Origin of the sequence: Streptomyces phaeolivaceus (assembly GCF_009184865.1) — a bacterium.
Classification (GTDB): Bacteria; Actinomycetota; Actinomycetes; order Streptomycetales; family Streptomycetaceae; genus Streptomyces; species Streptomyces phaeolivaceus.
The window spans coordinates 8,233,154-8,258,353 of sequence record NZ_CP045096.1 but is presented as its reverse complement, the minus strand read 5'-3'; the positions used below and the strand labels follow the sequence as shown (position 1 = coordinate 8,258,353).

Sequence of the window (25,200 nt, the reverse complement as noted above, 5' to 3'; positions counted from 1 at the left end):
CCCCCACACTCTTGCCCCCCCACACCCTCGTCCTCCGCGCCCTTGTCCCCCAACACCACCCCTGCCCTGCCATGCCCCCTGCCCTTGCCGGGCCGCTGCTCTCCTACCGCCCGTCCGCCCGCGCCAGCCGTGCCGCGTGGCGAAGCCCGGCCTCCGACAGGACGGTCACCCTGCTGTAGCCGACCTGGATCAGGCCCAGGTCGGAGAGTTCACCGAGGACGTGATGGACGCGGCGGGCCTTGGCGCCGACCAGTCCGGCGAGTTCGGCCTGGGTGAGCCGGGGGCCGATCAGCAGTCCGTCACGGCTCGGCCGGCCGTAGTCCTCGACCAGGTCGACGAGGACGCGGGCGACCCGGGTGCCCACCGGGCAGCCGCTGAAGTCGCCCCGCCGCCGTACCGACCATCGGTTCTTGCGTACGAGCATGCGGCTCACCCCGAGGGCGGTGGCCGGATGCCGGTCCAGGAGACCGAGGAACTCCCGCTGGCCGACCCGCCGGGCGGTGACCGTACCGGCGGCGGTGACCGTGGCCGATCTGGGCCGGTTGTCGAAGGCCGCGAACTCCCCCACCAGATCCCCGCCGATCCGTACGGCGAGCAGCGCGGTGTCGCCCTGTTCCGTGAGCGCGGTGACCTTGGTGACCCCGGTCAGCAGCAACAGCACGAAGGTCTCCCGCCGCCCCTCGGAGAGCAGGATCTCGCCCGCCTCGTACGAGCGTGGGGTCCCCAGCGAGAGCAGTGCCGCGCCGGCCTCCGGGGCCCCGGACAACTCGGCGAGGAACGTGCCGTGCGGCCACCCGTCCATGACGTCCGCGCCTCGCCTCCATGACTTCCCGTACGTCCGCGCTGCCCAGCATGATATCCACCGATCGACGCCTAAATACCCTTTCCGTTCAAGCCAGTTGAGGGAGGGGGTCGGATGGGAGACCGGGGCGGGTGGGAGATCGGGGCGGGAACCCGTGGCGAACCCGAACCGCCGAATTCCGCACTGCTGCGGGGAAGCGGACCCCGCACCGCGCGCATGCTGTGACACGCGGGGGGACACACGGGACCCGGCCGGACGGACGCCGCCGGGTCCCGCGTGTATGCACGCACCGCACCGGGGCGCACGCAATGGCCTTCACGCACCGGCCTCCTCGTCGAGGTGGGCGACGGCGTTCCGGTCCGGGTACGCGTCGGCGTGCACGGTCCACACCCGGTGGTGGAACTCCTCGTTCCCGAGGGGCCGTTGGTCGCGTACGCCGTCCCAGACCTCGCGGAGCAGCGCGTCCAGGGCGGGGTCGGCGCCGGCGCGCGCGGTGCGCTCGCGGGCCTCGGGGGAGGCCAGCCCGCCGAGGTCCATCGGCCGGTCGCCGACGAGGGCGTGCAGGGTCTCCGGCCGTGGCCCCCGCCGGGGCACATCGCCCGGCCAGTAGATCTCGACCGGCGGGGTGACTCGGGTGGCGCGATGTGCCGCGCCCTCCGGCTCCACCCGGAGACCGCTGGGCTGGTCGGCGGTCACCAGGGTGACGCGCCCGCTGAGCCCCACGCCGATCACCCAGAAGTACAGCGGCACACCGGAGCGGTTGGCCACGACCACCCGGTAGCGGTCGCCGTCGTACAGCCGCACCCCCTCCCGCCGCAACGGCCGCCAGACGTCACCGCCGACCGGGTCCTCGCTCTCGAACCGGACCTCCACGGGGGCGCCGAGCAGGCCCGCTCCCACTGGATCGGTGAGCCGCCGCACCCGCTCCCCCCGCGCCAGCTCCTCCAACAGCGAGGCCAGCCGCGTCGGTTCGCCGCACGGCTCCCGAAAGGGATGCCCGTCGCGGTCCAGTACCTCGGCGCGCCCGTTCCGTACGCGTACGGTCGCGAAGGCGTCCTGGACGTGCGGCGTCTCGGCGAGGCGCGGGCAGCCCGCCAACTCCTCGCGCAGGGCGTCGGTGAAGGGCCCTTCGGCGTCGAGGAACACATGACGGCGGTCATGGACCTCGACCGGGATCGCGTACGCACCGGGCGGTGGCTCCGCCGTACGCAGGTCGTCCTCGGAGGGACCCCCGGGGCCCGGCACGGCCCGGAGAACCGCGTCCCCCGCCCCCGCCTCCACCACGACCGCCGACACGGCCACCTCCGATTCGGCCGACTCCGGTGTGACCGCCTCCGGTACGGCGGTTTTCCGTGAACGGCCGCCGGGCGGGGCGCCGGGGGTCGTGTCGACGGGGAACCGCAGGGACACCGTGTCCCCTCGGCCCAGCCCGAACACGGAACCGCCCGGCACGACGAACCGTCCGTCGCGCCGTAGCAGCGGCAGCCGTTCCGGGGTGGGCGGCTCCTCCAGGGAGAAGGGGAGCCGTCCGGCCGGGCCGCCCGCGTCGGGCCACTGCCGTACCTGCCGCTGCTTGACCAGGTCACGGATCCGGGCGATCAGGACCGACCACGGCAGCTCCCGCCCCCACCGCGTGCCGAGCGCCTCGGCGAGCGCGGCGGTGAACACGCCCTGCCTGCCCGCCCCCGGGCGCAACTCGGCCTCGTACGCCGAACCGTGCTGCTGACACGCGGTCAGCCGTACGACGCCGGGGACCAGCGGGTCGCGGGAGCCGGACAGGGCCCGCAGCCGGGCGAACCCCGCGTCCCACACGCTCCGTTCGAGGGCCACCTCCACCGACCGCAGCGCCGACCGCCCCGCCCGGTACGCGGCCTCCCGCACCGCCCCGGTGGAGTGGCAGGCGTCGAGGACGACGGTGACATTGGCCGTCCTCTCGGTGAGGACGCGGACGGCGGCGGTGAGTTCCTCGGCCAGATAGCCGCGGAAGTCCGTGGCCGTACCGTCCGCCATGTCGACGGGCACGAGGCACTGCAGGTCTCCCAGGAGCGCCCCGTGGCCGGAGTAGTAGACGACGAGCGCGTCACCGGGGGCGGTATCCGCGCGCAGCCCGCGCAACGCCCCCTTGATGCCCGCGTAGTCGGCCCGGTCCCCGGTGTGGACCCGGATGTCGGTGAAGCCGTGCCCGGCGAGGAGTTCGCCCATCACCCCGACATCGGTGTGCACCCCGGTCAGACCGTAGGTCTCGGCACCGATCAGTACCGCTCGCCGCGTCATCGCCCACCTCCGGTGTGTCTCATGTGCCTACGTGGATGAAGGGCGCCCAGTGGTACGGGTGCCGGGGGTGTGCCGTGACCCGGCCGGTGCCCAGGGGTGCGCTGTCGCGGGACCGCGGCCGGGGCGCGGCCGGGGCGGGGCCGCGGTCGGCCGGGCCGGGGTGGACTCCGGCCCGGCGGGCGAGTGCGCGGAACTCCTCGTACCGCTCGGCCCCGGACAGATCGCGCACCTCGCGCCGCGCTCGGGCCAGTGCGGTGCCCGGGTGGACGGCGGGTTCCTCGGCCAGCCACGCGTAGGTGCGGGCGAGGACGAGACAGCCGGTGGTGTCGTCGACCGGCCAGAGCGAGACCACGGCGTGCCGGGCCCCGGTGATCAGGGCGGCCCGGGTCAGCCCCAGGACGTCGCCGCCGGCGGTGGCCGTGCCCCGGCCGGTGTCGCAGCCGGACAGCACCAGCAGTCTCGGCTCGTGCGCCACGCCCAACAGGTCGGCGAGGCCCAGGACATCGTCACCGGCGAGGGGCAACCGGCTGCGGTGGGGGGCGAGTTCGTCGACCATGCCGTGGGTCGCGAAATGCAGCACCTCGCAGCCGTGTGCCGCCGCCAGCACCGCGTCACGGGTCGCGGCGGGCCCCGTGAGCGCCCGGCCACGGGGCAACAGCCGTGCGCCCTCGACGACTTCGGCGGCGGTGCCCGGCAACTCCCGCAGCCCGTGGCGGGGATCGCTCGCGGGGGCACCGACCAGCAGCGCGTCCACCTCGGTCCAGGGGCGGTCCGGAGGTCGGCCGTGACGGCGGGTGAGGAGGGAGACCGCCGGGAGGTAGGACACGTCGTGGGTATCGCCGAGGACGTCGCCCTCCCAGGGCAGGGCGTGGAACGGCAGCAGCGCGAAGGCCGCCGGGGGCACGACGATCACTCGCCGGTGGCCGTCGAGCGCCCCGGCGAACGGCCGCAGCAGCAGCTCGGCCAGCTCCCGCCCGGCGGCCTCGCCCTCGTCGTCGCCGCCGGGGCCGGGGGCGTCCGGCCGCGCGCACCAGGCGTGGAAGCGGCGGACGGCGGCCACGGTGGTGTGCGGCCGCCGGGTCTGCCGCTCGTGGGTGAGGCCGTCGCGGGTCATGGCCCAGCCGATCAGGACGTCGTCGAAGACGTGATAGGTCAGCAGAAGCGTGCCGCCGGGCAGGGCCCCGGCCACGGCCGCCGCGTCCGGTAACTCCCCGGCGTACGAGGCCCCCAACGCGGCCGGAGCGAGCCGCCGCACCTTCTCCTCGGCCACGCCAAGTCCCCTCTCGACCTCACCGAGCCACCGCTTCCCATCCATCTCACCGACGCGGTCCTGCCCGGCGCGGCCCCGCTCACCCCCGGCCTGCCCGGCCGCCCGCAGCGTCGCCGCCCTCTCCTCGAACTCCGCCGACCAGTGGACCTCGGCGGCCAGCCAGTCGCGTACCGCCGTGCGGGCGGGCGAGCCGGAGGGCGCCGTGTCGAGGGCGTGGACGGTGTCGAGGAAACCGGCGCGAGCGCGTTCGGCCTGGTCGAAGGCGGCGGCGACGGCGTCGGGGCGTCCGGAGGACAGCAGGGAGACCACGGCGGCGTGGTGGAGCCCGGCGACGACCGGATCGTCGGCGGAGGAGGCCCGCAGGGCGTCGCGGGCGAGGCGGCGCCGATGTTCCTCGAACGCGCGGATCCCCTCCCGGGCATGCGCGGCGGCCTCGTCGTGGGCGTGCCGGGCGAGCGCGAGGTCGGCCCGGATCGCGGGGAGTTCCCAGGGATGTTCCGGGCCGGGACCGTCGACGCCGATGCGCGGCAGATACCGGGCCGCCCGCTCGGGCTCGCCCAGGCGCAGCCAGAGCGCCGCCGCGGCGAGCGCGGTGAGGCTCGGCTCGGCCGCCTCCGCCGCGGCCACGGCGGCGGCCCGTTCGCCGAGATCGACCCGTGCGGAGCACCCCACGACCAGCCGGAACAGCTCGTCCGGGACGCCCTCGGCCTCCCGCAGGGCCCGCCGCGCGAGACGGTCCGCCTCCGCCACCAGCCCGGCGGTACGGGCACGGCGGGAGCGGAGGTACGACTCGTGGACCCGGCCGGAGACCAGGTCCGACCGCAGCAGGGCGAGGACCGTGTCCACCTGATCGCCACCGGGCAGATACCGCGTCCCGACCTCGATCGCGACCTCGATCGACTCCCCCGAGGCGCGCATCAGTTCGGGATCGCGCAGCGCCACGGCCTGCCGGTGGAAGGCCTGGGCCGCCGCGATGACACCCAGACAGTCCGCCAGACCCGGCGCCTCCCCCCGCCCGACACACGCCCCGACGGCGGCCACGTGCTCCTGCTGCTCCGTCCCGGCCAGCACCACCCCGACCAGCCGATGCCGCGCCCGCCGATACAGCCCCGCCTCCACCCCGGCGCCCCCGCCCTCCCCGCCCAACCCCCGAGCCAGCCCCGCCGCCCGCCCGGCCCTGACCGTGTCACCCCGTGCGCTCCAGAACTCCGCTCGTTCCAGGACGAGTTGGCGCAGCCCCCGTAGCCAGGAGGTGCTGCCGTCCGTACGCGCCCAGTGCGCGACCGCCTCGGCGACGCCCGCCCCGGACCGCGCGCCGACGGCGATCGCGTCGATCTCCCGGTGGACACGGATGAGCGCGGTGCACGCCCCGTCACCCGCCGCGAGCGCCGACTCCTCGGCGCGGGCGAGGAACCGCTCGCACGCCTCCGGCCGCCCCCCGAGCCGTTCGACATGGGCGAGCCGCAGCAGCACGGCCGCCCGCCCCCGCTCGGAACCCGCGTCCCGATAGGCGGCCTCGGCCCGCCGATACCGCGCCGCCGCCCGCGACAACGCCCGCGCCCCGGGCGGCTCCACGCCGCACTGCTCCGCCGCACCGGGCCGCCCCAGCCGCCAGTCCCCCACGAGCAGCGCGGCGAACCCGGCCGACGCCGGACTCCCCGACGCGCACCTCACCCCCTCCCGGGCCGACGGCCCGGCACCCGCCCGGTCCCCCGCCCGCACCCGAAGATCGGCGGCGAGCAGCAGATGCTGGGCGAGGGCGTCGCACGCGAGAGCGTCCGCACCCCCGAGCACCCCATACACACCACACGCCCCGTACTCCCCATACTCCCCGTACAGCGCGTCGAACCACTTCAACGGCTCCCGTACGGCCTCCGCACGGTCCCGCTCGGTCCAGTGCGCGTCGACCCCGTGCCGGACGGCCCTCTCCTGCGCGGCCGTCGCCTCGACGCCATGGCCGATGGTCATCCGGGCGGAGAGAAGAACGGGCCAGTGCCGCCCGGCGAGATGCGCGGCGAGCCGCAGCCGCCGGTCGGCGACGGACTCTGCGGCGGCCCGGGTGCCGCCACCCGTCGCGAGCGGCGCGGCGGCGGTCTCCGACCGGAACGGCACGGTCGAGGTGCCGGGCTGCCACTCTGCGTCCATGGCCACGGCGGCGGCCCGCAGCGCCCGTACGAGCCCGGCGCCCACGAGCCGCGCCCGACCATCCGCCCGGGAGGAGGCACCCTCCTCCAACACCGCCGAGGCCCGCTTGGGCTCCCCGGCGGCAAGCGCCGCAGCCGCGACGAGACAGAGGTCCAGGACGCCACCGTCACCATCACGGTCACCATCACTGTCACCGTGACCGTGACCGTGACCGTGAGCGTGACCGTGACCGTGAGCGTCACCCCGAGCACGAACCCCCGGACCCGCCGCCCCCGCCGATCCCACCGATCCCACCGCCCCCGCCACGCGATACGCCCCCGGATCGACCCCCCGCCGCTCGAACATCAGCAGGTCGGTCAACACCCCGACGTCCCACGGAACGTACCGCTCCACACCGTCGCCCACGGACAGGCCTCCCCGCGCCACCCGGAAATGTCCCGCGAGACCCGATCCGGCAGCAACCCGTTTCGTCAAATTCCCGAAATCCGAAAGCAGTCGCGCCGAATACGACACGCACCGGACACCCCGACACCCCGCGCCGGTGACCGGACGCGACACCCGACACTCCGTCAACTGCCTTCCCACGCACCCCGGTTGCCCTGATCCTCTAGGGCGATCGGACGGGCGAATGTACGGTGAAGGCTTCCATCGAGCGCAGGGGGAGCCATGCCGCGTACCGCGGTCGTCATCGGCGCGAGCATGGCCGGCATGCTCGCCGCCGCGGCCCTGGCCCGGTCCACCGACGAGGTGGACGAGGTGATCGTGCTGGAACGCGACGAGCTGCCGGGCGAACCCGGACCGCGCAAGGGCCTCCCGCAGGGCCGCCACGCCCATATCCTCCTGCCCAGCGGCCGTGCCGCGATCGAGGAGCTGGTGCCCGGCAGCGGCGTGCGCAAGCGCCTGCTGGCGGCGGGCGCCCGGGAACGCGGTCTCACCTCCGGTCTGGTGACCCTGGGCCCGCAGGGCTGGTACCGGCGCTCACGCCACCACGACACCCATCCGCTGCTCATCGCCAGCCGCGACCTGGTGGACTGGGCCGTCCGCGACGCCGTCCTCGTCGGCACCCCCCGCGTCGAGATCCGCCACGCCTCGGCCCTCGGCCTCCTGGGCACCGCCGACCGCGTCACCGGCGTCCGCGTCACGGAGAAGGAGCACGGGAGCGGGGCCGACGCGGGGACCGGCGCCGGTGCGGACCTGCGCGCGGATCTCGTCGTGGACGCGACCGGTCGCGGCACCCGTGTCGAGCACTGGCTCGCGGACCTCGGCATCACCGGTATCCGCAAGGACGTGGTCGACGCCGGAGTGGTCTACGCGACCCGTGTCTACCGCACCCCCGAGGGCGCGGAGGACTTCCCGCCGGCGCATGTCACGGCGGACCCGGCGGGCGGCAGGCCCGGCCGGGCGGGGCTCGTCCTCCCGATCGAGGGCGGTCGCTGGCTGGTGAGTCTCAGCGGCACCCGGGGCGGCGAACCCACCGCCGCCCCCGACGACTTCGTCCCCTTCGCCCGAGGTCTGCGCCACCCTCTGGTCGGCCGTCTGATCGCCGGTGCCGAGCCGCTGACGGACGTGCTGCTCAGCCGCAGTACCCGTAACGAGCGCCGCTACTTCGAGAAGTCCGCGCGCTGGCCCGAGGGTCTGGTGGTGCTCGGGGACGCCGTGGCCACGTACAACCCGGTCTACGGACAGGGCATGTCGGTGGCCGCGCTCGGCGCGCGCGAGCTGGGCCGGGAGCTGGAGCGCACCGGCCTCGGCGCGCCCGGCCTGGCGCGGCGGGCGCAGCGGGCCGCGGCGAAGGTGGCGAACGCGGCGTGGACCATGTCCGTCGGCCAGGACCAGTGGTTCCCCGGTGTCCGGGGCAGGTCGCCGACGCTCGCCGACCGGCTGCTCTCCGCCTACATCGGCCGGATGTCCCGCGTGGCGACCGGTTCGTACCGCGTCTCGGCGGCCATGTGCGAGGTGACCACCCTCCAGACGGACGCCCTCCGCCTCCTCCACCCCACCCTGCTCCTCCGCACGGCCCTGGGCCCGGTCCTCCCACCCCTGTCGGGCCCCCCGCTGACACCGAGGGAACGGACCATCCTGAGAGACCTCGGCAACAGCGCGCCCCGATAGGGGCGCGGGGAACTGTGCGAGAACCCCCACCGAAACCCGCACCCGAAAACGAACCCCACAACGAACCCAACGACGAACCCAAGCCCTAGCGACTCGCCGCCCGCACGGCCCGCTCCACCACCCCCGCCCGCACCGCCCGGGACATCCGGATCAACGACGGCTGCGCCGTGTCCAGACTCTGCCCCTGATCCGCCGGCACCACAGACCCCCCACCCCCGTCCCCGCCCCCACCGAACCCCACGATCGCGTCCAGCGCGGCACTGTCCAGCACCCCCTGATCGGCCCCCCCGACACGCTCCCGCGTGCCGGACAACGCCGCGACGGCCACCATCGCCGCGTCCCCGATCGCCTCGGCCTCGCCGACGCTGGAGCCGAGGGAGAGGGCCTGCCGGTAGGCCCTCTCCCGCACGGCCTCGTCGAAGTGCACGGAGACATCCCTGAGGCCGTCGCGGATGGCCGTCGTCCGATGGGTCAGCCGAAGCTCGACGTCACCGAGGGAGCGCCAGGTCAGCAGGACGTCACGGCGTTTCCGGCCGTTGTTCCGGGAGCCGACGAGCCGGAAGAGCGGCCCGAGCCGCAGGAAGGCGAGCAGACTGTCGATGCGCGGTCCGAACAGCGGCAGCACATAGCCGACGGCGGTGAGGGCCGCGCCCGCGGTGACCAGCATCGGGGCCAGCCGGGTGCTCAGCGGATCCCAGTGGTGCCCGCTCCAGCGGCCGGCGACGGCGGCCATCTTGAGCACGCCGTACGCGCTGGTGCACAGCCATCCCACGGCGAGCACGGCCAGCGCCCGCCGCGTCCAGCCGCTGATCTGGAAGGTCCAGCGGCAACACAGGACGGTGGTGGTGAAGGCCGCCACCATATGGGCCACGAGATAGAGGACGATCATCTCGCGGATGAACGGGGTGTCCGCGTAGTAGGTGTCGAAATCCGCCAGCCGCTCGACGGGCGCGTCCCCGAGGGCGAAGAGCACGGTCTGCGCCACGACGATCACGGCGTAGGCGAGCAGCCAGCGGCGGCTGACCCGTAGCAGCCGGGCGGGGTCGTCCGCACCGCGCCAGTGGACGATCAGGACGAGCGACGCGGCGGAGAAGGCGTTCACCACCCCGTAGATGACGCAGGCGGCGGCGTTGGGCACGCCCACGATCCGGTTGATGAAGCCGACGGTGGGCGGGGCGCCGAGGGCGAAGCAGACACCGGCGAGGAAGATCACCGTGCAGAGCGCGCGTTTCAGCGGATCCCGCCAGTCGCGCCACAGACCGGGCAGTTGGACGGCGGACCCGGTCCACAGGACGGCAGCCGCCAGAAAGTAGACCAGTCCGTTCACGTCAGGCCCCCGGGCTCTGTCCGAGAAACCTCTCGCGTCAACACCCTTCACACAGTAGTCACGCAGTCAACCCGGCAACGGGCGTACGGGCGACCACCGGTGAAGGGATCCACCTCACAACCACCTCACAACTCGCCCGCCCCTCCCAAATCTCAGCCCCGGTCGCCCCGGTCGCCCTCGTCGGCGGTCAGCGTCAGCGAGATGCTGTTGATGCAGTACCGCTGGTCGGTCGGGGTGGCGTACCCCTCGCCCTCGAAGACGTGCCCGAGGTGCGAGCCGCAGCGGGCGCACCGCACCTCGGTGCGCACCATGCCGTGCGACCGGTCGGAGAGCAGCTCCACCGCGTCGCTGTCCTTCGGGTCGTAGAAGGACGGCCAGCCGCAGTGCGACTCGAACTTCGTGGCGGAGGTGAAGAGTTCGGCACCGCAGGCGCGACAGGAGTAGACGCCCTTGGTCCTGGTGTCGGTGTACTCACCGACGAACGCGGGTTCCGTACCGGCCTGCCGCAGCACGGCGTACTCGGCCGGTGTCAGCTCCGCGCGCCACTGCTCGTCCGGCTTCTCGACGTCGTACGACATGAGCCTCAGCCCCTCAAACTCAACTCAGCGGGAAAGACGGTCCAGGATCTGCGGGCCCAGGTCCGTCACATCACCCGCGCCCATGGTGAGAACGAGATCACCGGGCTTCGCCATTCCCGCGATCGCGGCGGGCACCTCGGCCTTGTCGCGCAGGGCGGTGACGTCGGCGCCCGCGGTGCGCGCCGCGTCGATGATCAGCTCGCTCGTCACCCCCGGGATCGGGTCCTCGCGGGCCGGGTAGATGTCGAGGACGACGGAGGCGTCCGCGAGGGCCAGGGACTGCCCCATCTCGGTGCCCAGCTCCTGGGTGCGGGAGAACAGGTGCGGCTGGAAGACGACCAGGATCCGCGCGTCCCCGGCGGCGGCCCGCATGGCCTCCAGGTCGGCGGTCATCTCGGTCGGGTGGTGCGCGTAGGAGTCGATCACCTGTACGCCCCGCGCCTCGCCCTTGAGCTGGAGGCGCCGCTTCACGCCGGTGTACGCCGCCAGCGCGGGCGCCAGCTCGGCCGCCGGCACCCCGAGCGCGACACCGGCCGCGAGCGCGGCGACGGCGTTGTGCGCGTAGTGCCGACCGGGCACGGAGACGGTGAAGACGAGTTCCTGCCCGTCCAGCACCACGGTGACCTCGCTCTTGAGCCCCTGCGGTACGACCGACAGCACCCGCACCTCGGCGTCCTCGCGCTCGCCGTACGTCACCACGCGCACCCCGGACAGCCGGGAGGTCAGCTCGCGTGCGCCCTCGTGGTCGGCCGAGATCACCAGCGTGCCGCCGGGCACGATCTTCCCGGCGAACGTCTCGAAGGAGTCGTAGATCTCGTCCATGGAGGCGTAGTTGGCGTGGTGGTCGAGTTCCACGTTGAGGACGATCGCCACCTCGGGCGCGTACTTGTGGAAGCTGCGGTCGCTCTCGTCCGCCTCGGCGACGAAGATCTCCCCGTCGCCGTGCAGCGCGTTCGAGCCGGGTACGTCGAGGTCGCCGCCGATCGCGTACGACGGCTCCAGCCCCAGCGCGCCCAGCGACACGGCCAGCATCGACGTCGTCGTGGTCTTGCCGTGTGTACCGGCCACCGCGATGGGCCGCAGCCCGTCCATCAGCCGGGCGAGCGCGTCCGACCGGTGCACGACGGGAATCCCCAGCTCGGCGGCGCGGGCCAGCTCTGGGTTGTCGGCGCGGATCGCCGAGGACACGACCACACAGGTCGCGTCGTCCGCGAGATGCTCCGCCGCGTGCCCGATGTGCACCGTGGCCCCCAGCGCCCGCAACGCCTCGGCCGTCTCCGACTCCTTGGCATCGCTCCCGGCGACCTTGGCACCCCGCTGCGCGAGAATCTTCGCGATCCCCGACATCCCGGCCCCACCGATCCCGATGAAGTGCGGCCGATCCATGGCGGAAGGCAGTCCGGGTGCCATGCGTGTTCTCCAGGTGACGTACGAAGCCGTTGGACGCCCCCAGCCTATTGCCTGCCGTACGGGTCCCCTACAGCCACCGGCCCGGGGCCGCGCCCTCAAGGGGCGCGGGGAACTGCGCGACCGGCCACGACGCACCCGCACCCGGCGAAGCACAGCACCCCCACGGCGCCCCTCCGTCTAATACTGCAACCGCATCTGGCGTGACGGATGGTCGGCGGTCTCGTTGGTATGACTGTGTGCTGATGCGCTGACGGTTGAGCAGGTCGAGTCGTGGTCCGAGGGGGTGGCCGGGCTCCATGCCCGGTTCGCCCACCGTTTCGGCAGGTCGGAGCCCCGCGAGCGGGCGCTGGACTACCTGAACGGACTCGTCGCGCCGCTGGAGAAGAAGAACGGGTGGACGCTGTCCGAGCAGGTCGGGCAGCTCCGCCCGGACGGCGTCCAGCGCCTGCTCAACCACTCCGACTGGGACGAGAACGCGGTCCGCGACGATGTGCGCGACTTCGTCGTGGAGACCATCGGAGCCAAGAACGCGGTCCTGATCTGCGACGACACCGGTTTCCTGAAGAAGGGCACCAAGTCCGCCGGAGTCCAGCGGCAGTACACAGGTACCGCCGGCCGCACGGAGAACTGCCAGATCGGGACCTTCCTGGCCTACGCCTCCGCCAGGGGGCGGGCATTGATCGACCGTGAGCTCTACATCCCCGTTTCCTGGACGGATGACCGTGAGCGCTGCCGCGCAGCCGGGATCGACGACGAGATCCCCTTCGCGACCAAGAATGAGCACTGCAAGTGGATGCTGCAACGTGCCGTCGACGCAGGCATCCCGTTCGCGTGGGTCACCGCTGACGAGGCATACGGGCAGGTCAAGCACCTGCGGGTATGGCTGGAGGAACGCAGGATCGCGCACGTACTGGCCACCAAGGTCAACGACACCGTGACCACGGCGGACGGCGGCGACGCCAGGGTGGACCAGTTGGTCGCCGCCCTGCCCAGGCAAGCGTGGAAGCGGGTTTCCGGGGGCCAGGGCGCGCACGGCGAACGGATCTACGACTGGGCCCGCGTCGCCATCCGCCCGTACTGGGAGAACGGCTTCGGGCACTGGGTTCTGGCCCGCCGCAGCATCAGCGACCCCACCGAGATCGCCTACTACGTCTGCTACGGATCGGTGGCCTCCCGGCTGAAAGACCTGGTCAAGGTAGCCGCCGCGAGGTGGGCGGTGGAGGAGTGCTTCCAGACCGCCAAGGGCGAGTGCGGCCTGGACCACTACCAGGTGAGGCTCTACCGGGCCTGGTACCGCCACATCACCCTGGCCATGGCCGCCCTCGCCTACCTGACCGCCGTCCGCGCCGCAGAAGCCGCAAAAGGGGCGGAGCGGACGACGAGCAAGACCTCATACCCCTCAGCGTCCCGGAGATCCGCCGACTGATCGGCCACATCATCGTCACGCCCCGCCACCACAGCAACGACCATCATCTGCACTGGTCACGCTTCCGACGACGCAGCCAGGCCCGTGCCCGCCGCTCCCACTACAAACGCCGAGGCCACAACCCGCAGATGCGGTTGCAGTACTAAGCCCTCGCGTGCGAGAACAACTTCAACACCGGCACCCCCACCTTGTGCCGAGCCCGTGAAGCCCAGTCCCGATGGAAGAACTCCTCCACATAGTGCGGATCGGTCAGCACCAGCACCTCATCGGCCGAGACCTCCTCCACCAGCGACTTCAGCGCGTCCAGCGGATGGTCCTCGATCAACCGCCCCTCCGCCGAACTCCCCGCCGCCCGCAACGCCTGCAACGACACCTCCAGCGCCCGCTCCCCCGCGTCGAGCGCCAGCTCCCCCTCCGGCGTCTCCCCTTCCCGCGCCGCTTCGTCCAGCTCACCGAGGGCGAGGTCGTCGATGGCCCGCAGCAGCCGGTCGGCCTGATTCCCCCGCGGCTGGAGCAGCACATGGAAGGAGGCCCGTTCGTCGCCGTGCAGGGTCGTGACGAACTCCACGTCCGCGGACGTCAGAGCCTTCTCGATCATCAATACGCTCGTGAACGACACCACAGGCGCCCTTCTCCTCGGAGGGCCCCGCGGGCCCTCACTCCTCAGGGTTCTAGTGTGCCCAGCGAAAGCTAAACGGAACGGTAGATTCCGCCCGCTTTCACGTACGACGGTAACGACCGAACAGGAACCCGGCCTCCTCCAGCAACGACGCCAGCGCGAAGCGCCTGGGCACCGGCACGGAGGGGCCCCCGGCGATCCGCTGGGCGTCCCCGGCCGTGAGCATCGGCGACACGGTCAGACACAGTTCGTCCAGGACGTCGGCGGCGATCAGCTGCCCCAGCAGCCGGGGTCCGCCCTCGCTGAGCAGCCGGGTCAGCCCGAGTTCGGCGAGGCCCCGTACGGCCCGCGCGGGGTCGACGCCCATGCCGTCCCCGGCGACCACCACCCGGACCCCGGCCTTCTCGGCGGCGGCGATCCGGTCGGGGGCCGCGGCGGCTCCGGTGAGCAGGATCGTCGGGGTGAGCGGCGAGGTGAACAGCGGCAGCGAGAAGTCGAGCTCCAGACTCGCGCTGACCACGGCGACGGCGGGCGCGGGCGGCTGTCCGGCCGTCCGGCGCGCCTCGGCGAACGCCTCACGCGCGCGTGCCGGGCGGTATCCCTCCTGGCGTACCGTTTCCGCGCCGACGATCACCACGTCCGCGAGTCCCCGCAGGGTGCCGAAGATCCGCATGTCGGCATCGCTGGAGATGGGCCGCGAACGCCCGTCGTGCTGGGCGGCGCCGTCGAGCGTGGAGACCATGTTGGCCCGCAGCCAGGGCTCGCGTCCGCCGGGCCCCGGTTCGGGATAGGCGTACGCCGCCGCCAGCTCGTCGAGCGCCCACTCCCGGTCGACGAGATCCGCCCCGCCGCCCGCGCGAGCCCCGCCGCCCGCGCCCGGCGTTCGAACTCCAGTCGCATTCGCATCACCGGTCGCTTCCGGTGTCCGGGCCGCTGTCTCTTCGGTCACAGGGAACAGGCGTCGCATGTCGTGCAGTGTGGCACGACCCTTAGACTCGGTAACCGTGTCGTCGTCCTCAGCCACCGTGTCCGGAATCGGTCCGATACCCGAAGCGGCTCCCGCGTCCCTGTGCACCCGCGAGCCCCATGTCCCCGCGGACCGGCTCGTCGCCGAGATGGTGCCACCGCCCCGCTTCGACTCGGTGCGCTTCGCCACGTACATCCCGGACCCGAACCAGCCCAGCCAGACCGAGGCCGTCCGCGCCCTGAGCGGCTTCGCGGCGGGCCTCGGCGGGGCGCACGCGTCCGGCTCCGGCAGGCGCGGCCTCTTCGGGTTCGGCAGGGCGAAGGCCCCCAAGGTCCCGGCCGGCCCGCGCGGCGTCTACCTGGACGGCGGTTACGGCGTCGGCAAGACCCATCTCCTCGCCTCCCTCTGGCACGCCACCCCGGCCGAGCCCTCCCTCAAGGCCTTCGGCACCTTCGTGGAGCTGACGAACCTGGTCGGGGCCCTCGGCTTCCAGAAGACGGTCCAGACGCTGTCCGGCCACCGTCTGCTGTGCATCGACGAGTTCGAGCTGGACGACCCGGGCGACACGGTCCTGGTGTCGACCCTGCTGGGCAGGCTCGTCGAGGCGGGCGTGGCCCTGGCCGCCACCTCCAACACTCTGCCGGGCAAGCTCGGCGAGGGCCGGTTCGCGTCGGTCGACTTCCTGCGCGAGATCCAGGGCCTGTCGGCCCACTTCCGCTCGCTGCGCATCGACGGCGAGGACTACCGCCACCGCGGTCTGCCCGAGGCCCCGGCGCCGCACTCCGACGAGGTGGTCACCAAGGCCGCGTACGCCATCGAGGGCGCCTCGCTGGACGACTTCCCGCATCTCCTGGAGCACCTCGCGCGTGTCCACCCCAGCCGGTACGGCGCCCTCACGGACGGCCTGAAGGCGGTCTGCCTGACCGACGTCCAGCCGGTTCCGGACCAGTCGACGGCGCTGCGGCTGGTGGTGCTCGCCGACCGGTTGTACGACCGCGAGGTGCCCGTGCTCGCCTCGGGCATGCCCTTCGACCGGCTGTTCAGCGAGGAGATGCTGAACGGCGGTTACCGCAAGAAGTACTTCCGCGCCATCTCCCGCCTCACGGCCCTCGCGCGCGACGCCGGCCGTCTCGCCTAACAGCCCCGAATGCCCCAGGTCAAGGGGCATTTCCGGTCAGCCGTCCCCCGCTTTTCAGGCTCTCTTCAGCTTGCAACGTTAAGTTAACCCTGCAAACAACTTTGCAGGGTTAACGTGTTTCTTGACCAGTGGTTGACCATCAGTTGACCAAGTCGAGCAGGTGTCGATGCGTGGGAGACACCGAGAACTGGCAACGAGGAGGCCCATGTTGCGACGCGAGTCCACCGATACCGGCGCTTCGTCACGGATCACCGCCGCACTCGTCCACCAGTTCTTCACTCCCACGGCTCTCTTCGCATTCGCGCACACGTCTGGTCAAGCCATGGCCAAAGCCGAGCCCGGAAACACGCGCGTGTGTCCGCCGCTGGGGGAGAACCCGGCGACCACGAGCGCACCCCAACGGCCCGACGCCCCGTACCCCGGGGCGTCGAGATACCTCACGGCCCACACCCCGGCCGTACCGCGGGTCCTCTGCCGCTGAGCGGCGGAACCCGCGTCCCCCCACATCTGTCGTGCAAGCCCGACGCGCCGGAGAGGCGCGCCAGGAGGAGTCACCACATCATGCAGCCCCTCATCGACAACGCCCGTACGTTCGGACAGCGCCCTGAGGAGTTCGCCAGGCTGGCCGAAGGCCAGTCCCCCGAGGTCCTGTTCATCACCTGCTCCGACTCACGGGTCGTCCCGGCCCTGATCACGGGAGCCCGCCCCGGCGAGCTGTTCGAACTGCGCACCGCCGGCAACATCGTCCCGCCGTACGCCCCCGACCGCCCCACCGGTGAGACGGCGACGATCGAGTACGCCGTGGAGGTCCTCGGCGTCACCGACATCGTGGTCTGCGGACACTCGCACTGCGGCGCCGTCGGCGCACTGGTGCGCGGCGACGACCTGGACGCCGTACCGGCCGTACGCGACTGGCTGACCCACGCCACACCGCGTCCCGAAGGCGCGGTGGAGGACCCGACCGTCGCCGACGGCGTGCAGAACCACGTCCTCAGCCAGCTGCTGCGCCTGCGCTCCTACCCCTGTGTGGAGAAGCGCCTCGCGGACGGCCGGCTGCGGCTGCGCGGCTGGTACTACGAGGTCCACACGGGTGGTGTACGCGAACACCGCGCGGACACCGACAAGTTCGAGACCCTGTGAGCGGCGGTCAGGTGCCCGAGATGACTTCCAAGACCCCCCTCATATCCAAGTTCCCCCATCTGCGACAGGACTTCGGCGCCTCGCTCGTCGTGTTCCTGGTCGCCCTGCCGTTGTGCGTCGGTGTCGCCGTCGCCTCCGGGGTACCGGCCGAACTCGGCCTGGTCACCGGCATCGTGGGCGGCCTCGTCGCCGGTCTGATGCCCGGCAGCAGTCTCCAGGTCTCCGGCCCGGCGGCCGGTCTGACCGTGCTGGTCTTCGAGGCGGTACGCCAGTTCGGGCTGCCCGCGCTCGGGGTGATCGTGCTGGCCGCCGGTCTGCTTCAGCTCGCCATGGGCGCGCTGAAGCTGGGCCGCTGGTTCCGCGCGATATCCGTCTCCGTCGTCGAGGGCATGCTCGCCGGCATCGGCCTGGTGATCATCGCCGGGCAGCTCTACTCGGCCGCCGGACTGAAGGCCCCCGCCTCCGGCATCGACAAGATCGCGGGCCTGCCCGGCGCCTTCGTCGACGCCGTCGGCTCCACCGCCGCGCTCGCCTCGCTGGCGATCGGCGCGGGCACCGTCGCGGTGATGGTGCTGTGGAAGCGGCTGCCGAAGAAGGCGCAAGTGGTCCCCGGCGCGCTCGCCGCGGTGGTCCTGGCCACCCTCGCCACCGCCGTGCTCCGCCTGCCGGTGGCGAACGTCGAGGTGAAGGGCCTGCTGGACGTCATCCAGCCGCCCGGCCTGGACGCCTTCGGCCAGCTCGCGGACGTGGCGATCCTCGGCACGATCCTCGCCTTCACGCTCATCGCCTCCGCCGAGAGCCTGTTCAGCGCGGCGGCCGTGGACCGGATGCACGACGGTCCGCGCACCGAGTACGACAAGGAGCTGATGGCCCAGGGCGCCGGCAACACGGTGTGCGGGCTGCTCGGCGCGCTGCCGATGACCGCGGTGATCGTGCGCAGCTCCGCCAACCTCCAGGCGGGCGCGAAGACCAAGGCCTCGCGTGTCCTGCACGGTGTCTGGCTGCTGCTGTTCGTGGCCCTGCTGCCGGGTGCCCTGGCCCTGATACCGCTGCCCGCCCTGGCCGGCATCCTCGTCCACGCGGGCTGGAAGCTGATCCCGTTCCGCGAGGTCGGCGCGCTGTGGCGCACCCACCGGGGCGAGGCGCTGATCCTGGTGGCGACGGCCGTGGCGATCGTCGCGGTGAACATGTTCGAGGGCGTGCTGATCGGTCTGGCCCTCTCCGTGGCCAAGACCGCCTGGGAGGCCTCGCACATCAAGCTGGAGGTCATCGACAAGGGCGCGGGCCCCGTACAGGCCTACCTGTCCGGCAACGCGACCTTCCTCCGCCTCCCGAAGATCCTCGACAACCTGGAGTCCCTCCCCCAGGACCGCCCGATAGAGCTCCACCTCACCGGTCTCCACCACCTCGACCACGCCTGCCGCACCGCCCTGGAGAACTGGGCGTCCCGCCACAGCACGACAGGCACGGAACCGGTCCGCATGACGGTCCCGGAACCAGATAGGGCCACGTCGGCAAGGCCCTGACCCGAACCGAACCCGCCCACCCGTGCCGCCCCAGCCGCACGGGTGGGCGCAGGCGGCACCATCCCCCCCTGACGACATTCGCCTACGCCCCCACCCTCGACATATCGTGGAATTCCCACGGATACGGGACGACTCAAGGGGGTCGTCATGCTGGAGTCCCTGCTCATCACCGCCGCAGCACTCGCCTCCGCCGCCACCGTCTACGTCGCCGCGGCCGCCCGAGTCGTCAAACAGTACGAACGAGGCGTGGTCTTCCGCCTGGGCCGCCTCCGCGGTGATCCCAGAACCCCCGGCTTCACCATGGTCGTCCCCGGCATCGACCGCATCCACAAGGTCAACATGCAGATCGTGACGATGCCCGTCCCGGCCCAGGAGGGCATCACCCGCGACAACGTCACCGTCCGTGTCGACGCGGTCGTCTACTTCAAGGTGGTGGACGCGGCGAACGCGGTCATCCAGGTCCAGGACTACCGCTTCGCCGTCTCCCAGATGGCCCAGACCTCCCTGCGCTCGATCATCGGCAAGAGCGATCTGGACGACCTCCTGTCCAACCGCGAGAAGCTCAACCAGGGCCTGGAGCTGATGATCGACAGCCCCGCCGTGGAGTGGGGCGTCACCATCGACCGTGTGGAGATCAAGGACGTGTCCCTCCCCGACACCATGAAGCGCTCCATGGCCCGCCAGGCCGAGGCCGACCGCGAACGCCGCGCCCGCATCATCAACGCGGACGCGGAGCTGCAGGCGTCGAGAAAGCTCTCGGAGGCGGCGAAGGAGATGGCCGACACCCCCTCCGCCCTCCAACTCCGCCTGCTGCAGACGGTGGTGGCGGTGGCCGCCGAGAAGAACTCCACGCTCGTGCTCCCCTTCCCGGTGGAACTCCTCCGCTTCCTGGAACGAGCCCAGGCAGGCCCCCCACCGAACCCCACACCCCCCTCCCCACCCGTATCCCCGCCCCCACCTCCCGTTTCACCACCCGCCCCGCCCCCTCCGACCGAGTGACACCGACACGACTCCTCCCCCACCCCTCTACGCGCGTGGTTCACGCGGCGTTGACCGCGTGATACACACAGGCGGGTCACATCCTGTCCGCCAACAGGAAGGTTTTCCCGTGTCAGTGACCCGCCGTCAGGCCCTCGCCCGCTCGGGTGCGGGCGTCGCAGGCATCGCGTTCACCGGTGCCCTGTCCGAACTCTTCGCGGGCACGTCGTCCGCGCAGAGCCCGCTCGGCCACTCCGCCGGCTACGGCCCCCTGCTCCCCGACCCGAACGGCCTGCTCGACCTGCCGAAAGGTTTCCGCTATCGGGTGCTCTCCCGCGAGGGCGACCCCCTCCGCTCGGGCGAGGGCCCGGTCCCCAGCAACCACGACGGCATGTCCGCGTTCCCCGGCCGCCACGGACGCGTGCACCTCGTCCGCAACCACGAGAACCGCCACAACGCCCGTATCCCGGTCCCCACGATCGAGGGACTGACCTACGACCCGATGGGCAAGGGCGGTTGTACGTCCCTGACGCTCGACGCCCGGGGCAAGGTCCTCTCGGAGCGCGTGGCCATCGCCGGGACCGCCGTCAACTGCGCGGGCGGGCCCACCCCTTGGGGCACCTGGCTGACCTGCGAGGAGACCGAGGACCGGGCCGGCACCAACGGCTACACCAAGGACCACGGTTTCATCTTCGAGGTCGACGCCGCCGATCCCCACCGCTCGGGAGCCGTCCCCCTCACCGCGATGGGCCGCTTCCAGCACGAGGCGATCGCGGTGGACCCGAACCGGGGAGTCGTCTACGAGACGGAGGACGCCTTCGAGAAGCCCTTCGGCCTCTTCTACCGCTTCCTCCCCAACAGGCCCAAGGGCGGCCTCGGTTCACTGCGTGCCGGAGGCCGCCTCCAGGCGATGCGCGTCCCGGGCGTCCCCGACCTGTCCCCCGTGCAGGAACCGGGAACCCGCTTCGACGGCATCGAGTGGATCGACGTCCCCGACCCCCTCGCCGCCCAAACCCCCATCCGCCACCAGGACTTCGGCCCCGGCGGCATCACCCACGCGCAGAAACTCGAAGGCTGCTACTGGGGCGGCCGATGCGTCTACTTCGTCTCCTCCTTCGCCCGCAGCGCGGACGGCTCGGCCGCCGACCACTACGGCCAGATCTGGCGCTACGACCCCGACCACCGCACCCTCACCCTGGTCATCGCCTTCGGCCCCGACACCGACCTCCAACTCCCCGGCGAATCCCCCGACAACATCTGCCTCGCCCCCTCCGGCGGCCTGATGGTCTGCGAGGACGGCAACGGCACCCAACACGTCTACGGCGTCTCCCGCCGGGGCCACGTCTACGCGATGGCCCGCAACGCCCAGGCGATCACATCGGCCGCCGCCGCGGCGGGCGGCACCCCCGACACACCCGAATGGGGCGAGTTCGCCGGCGTCACCTTCTCCCCGGACGGCGACACGATGTACGTCAACTGCTACACCCCGGGAACGACGTTCGCGGTGACGGGGCCCTGGCGTCGTACCTGAGCCCCCGGCGCGGCACGTGTACGGCCCTGGGCCGTACACGTGTGTTCGATGGACAGTACGCGTAACCGTTCGTGACTCTGGGTGAGTTGATGGTGGGGAGATCCGACTCATCTGGAGGTGGCCGGGCATGAGCGTGGACTGGGAACCGGACCCGTCCGACAGTCTGAAGACGTTCGGGGCGTTCGTACAGGCGCTGCGGGAGCATCACGGGTACACGAGGGAGCAGTTCGCGCCGCTGGTGGCGTTCAGTGTGCACACGGTCGCCTCGATCGAGCTGGGCAGGCGCATGGCGGACGAGGTGTTCGTGGAGCGCGCGGACCGGGTGTTGGGCAACACGGGGGCGTTGCTGAGGGCGGCGAAGCACCTGTCGCGACAGCCGGGGTTGGCGTCGTGGTTCAGGAAGTGGGCGCGGCTGGAGGGCCAGGCGGTCAGTCTGAGTACGTACGAGTGCCGGTTGGTGCCGGGGTTGTTGCAGTCGGAGCCGTACGTGCGGGCGGTGTTCGGGGAGAGCATTCCGCCCCTGGCCGACGAGCAGCTCGAAGCCCAGGTGACTGCGCGCATGGATCGACAGCGAGTCCTCCGGGAGCGCCCCAACACCTCGTTCAGCTTCATCATCGAGGAGGCCGTCATCCGGCGGGAGTTGGGCGGACCGGACGTCACGCGCGCGATGCTCGACCATGTCCTGGAACTCATGCGGCTACGGAACGTCGTGGTTCAGATCATGCCGCTGAGCAGCAGGCATCACGCCTGCCTCGACGGCCCTGTGCAACTCGTCGAACTGCCGGACGGGCGCCGACTCGCCTACTCCGAAGGACAACAGAGCGGGCGGCTGATCTCCGACGGGAAAGAGGCCCGACTACTCAACCAGCGGTATGCGACACTGCGCTCGCAGGCCCTCAGCCCGGCTGACTCCGAGGACCTGTTGGAGCGATTGCGAGGAGCGTAATGAGCAGGTCCGAACTCGCCTGGTTCAAGAGCAGCTACAGCGGCACTCAGGGCGACAGCTGCGTCGAGATCGCGCTCGCCTGGCGGAAGTCGACGTACAGCGGCACCGAGGGCGACGACTGCGTAGAAGTCGCCGCCTGCCCCTCCACCATCCACGTCCGTGACTCCAAGCTCCCCGCCAGCCCCGAGCTGACGCTCTCCCCGGCCGCCTGGGCCCCCTTCATCGCCCAGGCGGGTGACTTCGGGCCGGACGCTCCGTAATCCGTCGACCCCGTCGCCGTACGTTCATGCGGTGATCAGACCTGTACGAAGAATCACCGCGCTCGGTGCCGCGCTCGGTGCCGCGCTCGCCGCCCTCACCGCCTGTGGCGGCCCGCAGGCCTCGACGCGTCTCGTCAACGCCAGCGCGAGCCCCTCCGTCGTGTCGTCGTCCCGGCCGCCCACGCTCGCGCCGGGCCCGGCCGGGCTGACCCCCGTGTTCGAGCACGGGCCGCGGAGCCTTGGCCACAAGGAACCCCCGACCGTGGCGCTCACCTTCGACGCGGACATGACCGCGGAGCAGGGGGCGCGGGCCGCCGCCGGTGAACGGTTCGACAACCCGGAGCTGATCGCCGCGCTGCGGCAGCTGAAGGTTCCGGCCACGGTGTTCATGACGGGGCGGTGGGTCGAGGAGTATCCGATCCAGGCGCGGTCCATCGGGCGGGACCCCCTGTTCGAGGTCGCGAACCACTCGTACAGCCATCACGCCTTCACGGCGAACTGTCACGGCCTGCCCACGATGGCCCCGGAGGGTATGCGCGCGGACCTGGAGCGGGCGTACCGCGTGTTCCACGAGGCGGGCGTCCGGGACCCGATGCCGTACTTCCGGTTCCCCGGCGGCTGCTACGACAGCCGCGCGCTGCGGAATCTCAGCGCGTCCGGTGTGACGGCCGTGCAGTGGGACGTGGTGAGCGGGGACGCGTTCGCGACGGACGCCGAGGACGTGGTGCGGGAGGTGCTGGACGGGGTGCGGCCGGGGTCGGTCGTGGTCATGCACTGCACCCGGAGTGCCGCCCCGGTCACGGAGAAGGCCGTACGGAAGATCGTGCCGGTGCTCCGGGCGCGCGGGTACCGCTTCGTGAAGGTGTCGGACCTGGTCGGGGCCGCGACGGCGACGACGCCCTGAGCCCCGGCAGGCCCTGCCCGCGTCGCTCTACGCTGGACATATGAGCGACACGAGCGACATGAGCGACTACTGCGGCACCGAACAGACGGCCGCCCCGGCCACCCCTGTCACGGACGACGGCCCGCGCTTCGCCGAGTGCGTGCTGTGCCGGAAGCCCACCGAGTACCCGGAGTCCCACAAGGGGATCACCCTGTGTCCGGTGTGCGAGTGGCGGGAGGCCGAGCGGACCGCCTGCTCCGGCTGAACCGCTCAGGCCGCGCGGCGGGTGGTCAGGGCGCAGGCCACCGCGGTGGCCGCCGCCGCGAGGACCCCTGCCGCGAGCAGGGGCAGGACGGGCACCGGGATCGTCGCGTGCCGCGAGCCGTCGACCAGGGCCGTGACCGCCGCCCGTGCCGGGGAGCCCGCCACCACCAGGGCCAGCAGCGCGCCCAGCAGGAGCGCGGGGACGGCCCGGCCCCGCGACCGCAGCAGCGGCCGGTTCGTGAGCGCGCCGACGGCCGTGCCGAGGAGGGCGCAGACGAGCGCGGCCAGCAGGCCGGCGCCGCCCGCCGGGAGCGACTCGACCCGGGTCTGGTGGTCCGTGCTCGTGGGCGCGCTGATGATCGTGACGAGGACCGTGGCCGCCGTACCGAGCAGCGCCGCCGCCGAGAAGGCGACCAGGACACAGGCCAGATGCGCCCGGCCGGGACCGGCCGCCGCACCCGTACAACTGCGGGCCGCAGGCGGTTCGTTGGTGACACAGATCCGCATCAGCCACGCGGACACGGGCAGCAGCGCGGCGGCCGTGTACCCGAGCGAGTCGAGCACCGGCTGCCCCTTCTGCACACCGATGCCGAGGAACGCCGCGTACAGGATGACGGGCGGCAGCCAGCGCTGGGAGCGGACGAGAAGAGCTGCCTGGTAACGGAGGAGGGCGGTCATCAGGAGCTTTCCAGTTCGGGGGCAGGCGCAGGCGCAGGTTCGGGATCGGGATCGGGGGCGGGGGCGGGGAGCGCCGCCGGTGCCGGGGTCACGCTCACCACGTGCCACGGCGGCCGGGCGGTCAGCAACGCCCTGAGCAGCTCGTCGGATTCGCCCTGCGGGACGGTGAACCGGTGCGTGCCGGACGCCATTTCCTGCATCAGCGTCGCCGACTTCCTTACGTCCTCCGGCACATCCGCACCCGACGGCGCGCGCACCTCGACCACGACGGAGACCGGGAAGTCCCCCTTTCCCGGCCGGAGTTCGAGCGCTCCCCCGACCACCGCGTACGTCGCGTCCGGTGCCCCCGCCAACCGCCGGGGGTCGTGGTCCACGAACACCACGGCCGCCCCCGCCGCCGTCCGCTCCACCACCGCGCGCTCCAACTCCTCGCGCGCGTCGGCGTCCAGGCCGGTCCACGCCTCGTCGAGGACGAGCAACTCCGGTGCGGCGAGCAGGGCTTGCGCGACGGCGACCTTCTGGCTGCTGCCCTTGGACAGCTCCCCCATGGGCGTACGGGCGTACTCGGCGGCCCCGAAGCGCTCCAGCCACTCGGCGGCGGCGCGGGCGGCGGCCGGGCGGTCCAGACCGTGGACGGCGCCGAGGTGGGTGAGGTACTCGGCGGCGGTGAACGGCAGCGCGGCGGGGAAGCGTTCGGGGACGTACGCCGTGCGCGGGCGGCCCGTGGCCCGGCCCTCGGTGGGCGCGTCGAGCCCGGCGAGGACGCGGAGCAGCATCGACTTGCCGGTTCCGTTGGCGCCCTCCACCCGGGTCAGCGTGGAGGGGGCGATCTCCAGGTCCACGTCCCGCAGCACCCAGTCGCCACGGAAGCCGTAGCGGCGGCCGACACCCTCCAGCCTCAGCAGTAACTCACGTTCCATGCCCCC

The 25,200-nt window shown here is 72.3% G+C and carries 21 protein-coding genes; 11 read left to right on the top strand and 10 right to left on the bottom strand.

Annotated features, from left to right (window positions below; genetic code table 11):
* Window positions 1-103: 103 nt before the first annotated feature.
* The 3 genes from F9278_RS37805 to F9278_RS37795 all read right to left on the bottom strand — a co-directional run bounded on the left by F9278_RS37805 (window position 104) and on the right by F9278_RS37795 (window position 6,536).
* Window positions 104-802 carry a Crp/Fnr family transcriptional regulator gene (locus F9278_RS37805; RefSeq protein ID WP_152172311.1) on the bottom strand — a complete coding sequence of 233 codons (699 nt, stop codon included), beginning with the start codon at window positions 800-802 and terminating at the stop codon, window positions 104-106.
* A 315-nt stretch (window positions 803-1,117) separates the two neighbouring features.
* Complete coding sequence (locus tag F9278_RS37800) at window positions 1,118-3,076, bottom strand: caspase family protein (RefSeq protein WP_152172310.1); 1,959 nt, start codon at window positions 3,074-3,076, stop codon at window positions 1,118-1,120.
* A 19-nt stretch (window positions 3,077-3,095) separates the two neighbouring features.
* Window positions 3,096-6,536 (bottom strand): CHAT domain-containing protein, encoded by a 3,441-nt coding sequence (locus F9278_RS37795; protein ID WP_152172309.1) that lies wholly within the window; start codon window positions 6,534-6,536, stop codon window positions 3,096-3,098.
* Window positions 6,537-7,157: 621 nt separating this feature from the next.
* Between F9278_RS37795 and F9278_RS37790 the strand changes: the two genes are divergently transcribed.
* Window positions 7,158-8,603, top strand: coding sequence for an NAD(P)/FAD-dependent oxidoreductase (locus F9278_RS37790; RefSeq protein WP_152172308.1), 1,446 nt, complete (start codon window positions 7,158-7,160; stop codon window positions 8,601-8,603).
* A gap of 85 nt (window positions 8,604-8,688) precedes the next feature.
* Here F9278_RS37790 and F9278_RS37785 read toward each other — a convergent pair whose 3' ends face one another.
* The 3 genes from F9278_RS37785 to murC all read right to left on the bottom strand — a co-directional run bounded on the left by F9278_RS37785 (window position 8,689) and on the right by murC (window position 11,918).
* The gene (locus tag F9278_RS37785) at window positions 8,689-9,930 is read right to left on the bottom strand and encodes a DUF6545 domain-containing protein (protein ID WP_226967408.1); all 1,242 of its coding nucleotides are present in this window, start codon (window positions 9,928-9,930) and stop codon (window positions 8,689-8,691) included.
* Between the two features lie 152 nt (window positions 9,931-10,082).
* Window positions 10,083-10,508, bottom strand: coding sequence for a peptide-methionine (R)-S-oxide reductase MsrB (gene msrB, locus F9278_RS37780; protein ID WP_152172306.1), 426 nt, complete (start codon window positions 10,506-10,508; stop codon window positions 10,083-10,085).
* 24 nt (window positions 10,509-10,532) lie between these two features.
* Window positions 10,533-11,918, bottom strand: a complete 1,386-nt coding sequence (gene murC, locus F9278_RS37775; protein ID WP_152172305.1) for a UDP-N-acetylmuramate--L-alanine ligase — start codon at window positions 11,916-11,918, stop codon at window positions 10,533-10,535.
* A 247-nt stretch (window positions 11,919-12,165) separates the two neighbouring features.
* Between murC and F9278_RS37770 the strand changes: the two genes are divergently transcribed.
* Window positions 12,166-13,344 (top strand): IS701 family transposase, encoded by a 1,179-nt coding sequence (locus F9278_RS37770; protein ID WP_152166950.1) that lies wholly within the window; start codon window positions 12,166-12,168, stop codon window positions 13,342-13,344.
* A gap of 142 nt (window positions 13,345-13,486) precedes the next feature.
* Here F9278_RS37770 and F9278_RS37765 read toward each other — a convergent pair whose 3' ends face one another.
* Together F9278_RS37765 and F9278_RS37760 are read right to left on the bottom strand one after the other, a co-directional pair.
* Window positions 13,487-13,942, bottom strand: coding sequence for an indole-3-glycerol phosphate synthase (locus F9278_RS37765; RefSeq protein WP_152172304.1), 456 nt, complete (start codon window positions 13,940-13,942; stop codon window positions 13,487-13,489).
* 121 nt (window positions 13,943-14,063) lie between these two features.
* Entirely contained in the window at window positions 14,064-14,930 is an 867-nt protein-coding gene (locus F9278_RS37760; RefSeq protein ID WP_152172303.1) for a pyrimidine reductase family protein, read from the bottom strand.
* Here F9278_RS37760 and zapE point away from each other — a divergent pair.
* The 9 genes from zapE to F9278_RS37710 all read left to right on the top strand — a co-directional run bounded on the left by zapE (window position 14,929) and on the right by F9278_RS37710 (window position 23,597).
* Window positions 14,929-16,068 carry a cell division protein ZapE gene (gene zapE / locus F9278_RS37755; RefSeq protein ID WP_226967125.1) on the top strand — a complete coding sequence of 380 codons (1,140 nt, stop codon included), beginning with the start codon at window positions 14,929-14,931 and terminating at the stop codon, window positions 16,066-16,068. The genes F9278_RS37760 and zapE overlap by 2 nt on opposite strands.
* 561 nt (window positions 16,069-16,629) lie before the next feature.
* Entirely contained in the window at window positions 16,630-17,208 is a 579-nt protein-coding gene (locus F9278_RS37745) for a carbonic anhydrase (RefSeq protein ID WP_152172301.1), read from the top strand.
* 20 nt (window positions 17,209-17,228) lie between these two features.
* Window positions 17,229-18,734, top strand: coding sequence for a SulP family inorganic anion transporter (locus F9278_RS37740; RefSeq protein ID WP_152172300.1), 1,506 nt, complete (start codon window positions 17,229-17,231; stop codon window positions 18,732-18,734).
* 147 nt (window positions 18,735-18,881) lie between these two features.
* On the top strand, window positions 18,882-19,733 hold the full coding sequence (locus tag F9278_RS37735) for a slipin family protein (protein WP_152172299.1): 852 nt from the start codon (window positions 18,882-18,884) through the stop codon (window positions 19,731-19,733).
* A 115-nt stretch (window positions 19,734-19,848) separates the two neighbouring features.
* On the top strand, window positions 19,849-21,243 hold the full coding sequence (locus F9278_RS37730; RefSeq protein WP_152174368.1) for an alkaline phosphatase PhoX: 1,395 nt from the start codon (window positions 19,849-19,851) through the stop codon (window positions 21,241-21,243).
* Between the two features lie 127 nt (window positions 21,244-21,370).
* Window positions 21,371-22,189 (top strand): helix-turn-helix domain-containing protein, encoded by an 819-nt coding sequence (locus F9278_RS37725; RefSeq protein WP_152172298.1) that lies wholly within the window; start codon window positions 21,371-21,373, stop codon window positions 22,187-22,189.
* A complete protein-coding gene (locus F9278_RS37720) occupies window positions 22,189-22,449 on the top strand; it encodes a DUF397 domain-containing protein (protein WP_152172297.1) in 261 nt (86 codons plus the stop codon). The genes F9278_RS37725 and F9278_RS37720 overlap by 1 nt, the downstream gene beginning before the upstream one ends.
* 31 nt (window positions 22,450-22,480) lie before the next feature.
* A complete protein-coding gene (locus F9278_RS37715) occupies window positions 22,481-23,353 on the top strand; it encodes a polysaccharide deacetylase family protein (RefSeq protein ID WP_152172296.1) in 873 nt (290 codons plus the stop codon).
* Window positions 23,354-23,393: 40 nt separating this feature from the next.
* Window positions 23,394-23,597, top strand: coding sequence for a hypothetical protein (locus tag F9278_RS37710; protein ID WP_404818977.1), 204 nt, complete (start codon window positions 23,394-23,396; stop codon window positions 23,595-23,597).
* A gap of 5 nt (window positions 23,598-23,602) precedes the next feature.
* Here the strand turns inward: F9278_RS37710 and F9278_RS47715 are convergent, their stop codons facing one another.
* Both F9278_RS47715 and F9278_RS47710 read right to left on the bottom strand, forming a co-directional pair.
* The gene (locus F9278_RS47715; RefSeq protein ID WP_226967124.1) at window positions 23,603-24,274 is read right to left on the bottom strand and encodes an ABC transporter; all 672 of its coding nucleotides are present in this window, start codon (window positions 24,272-24,274) and stop codon (window positions 23,603-23,605) included.
* Window positions 24,274-25,194, bottom strand: a complete 921-nt coding sequence (locus tag F9278_RS47710) for an ABC transporter ATP-binding protein (RefSeq protein ID WP_226967123.1) — start codon at window positions 25,192-25,194, stop codon at window positions 24,274-24,276. The genes F9278_RS47715 and F9278_RS47710 overlap by 1 nt, the downstream gene beginning before the upstream one ends.
* Window positions 25,195-25,200: the final 6 nt, after the last annotated feature.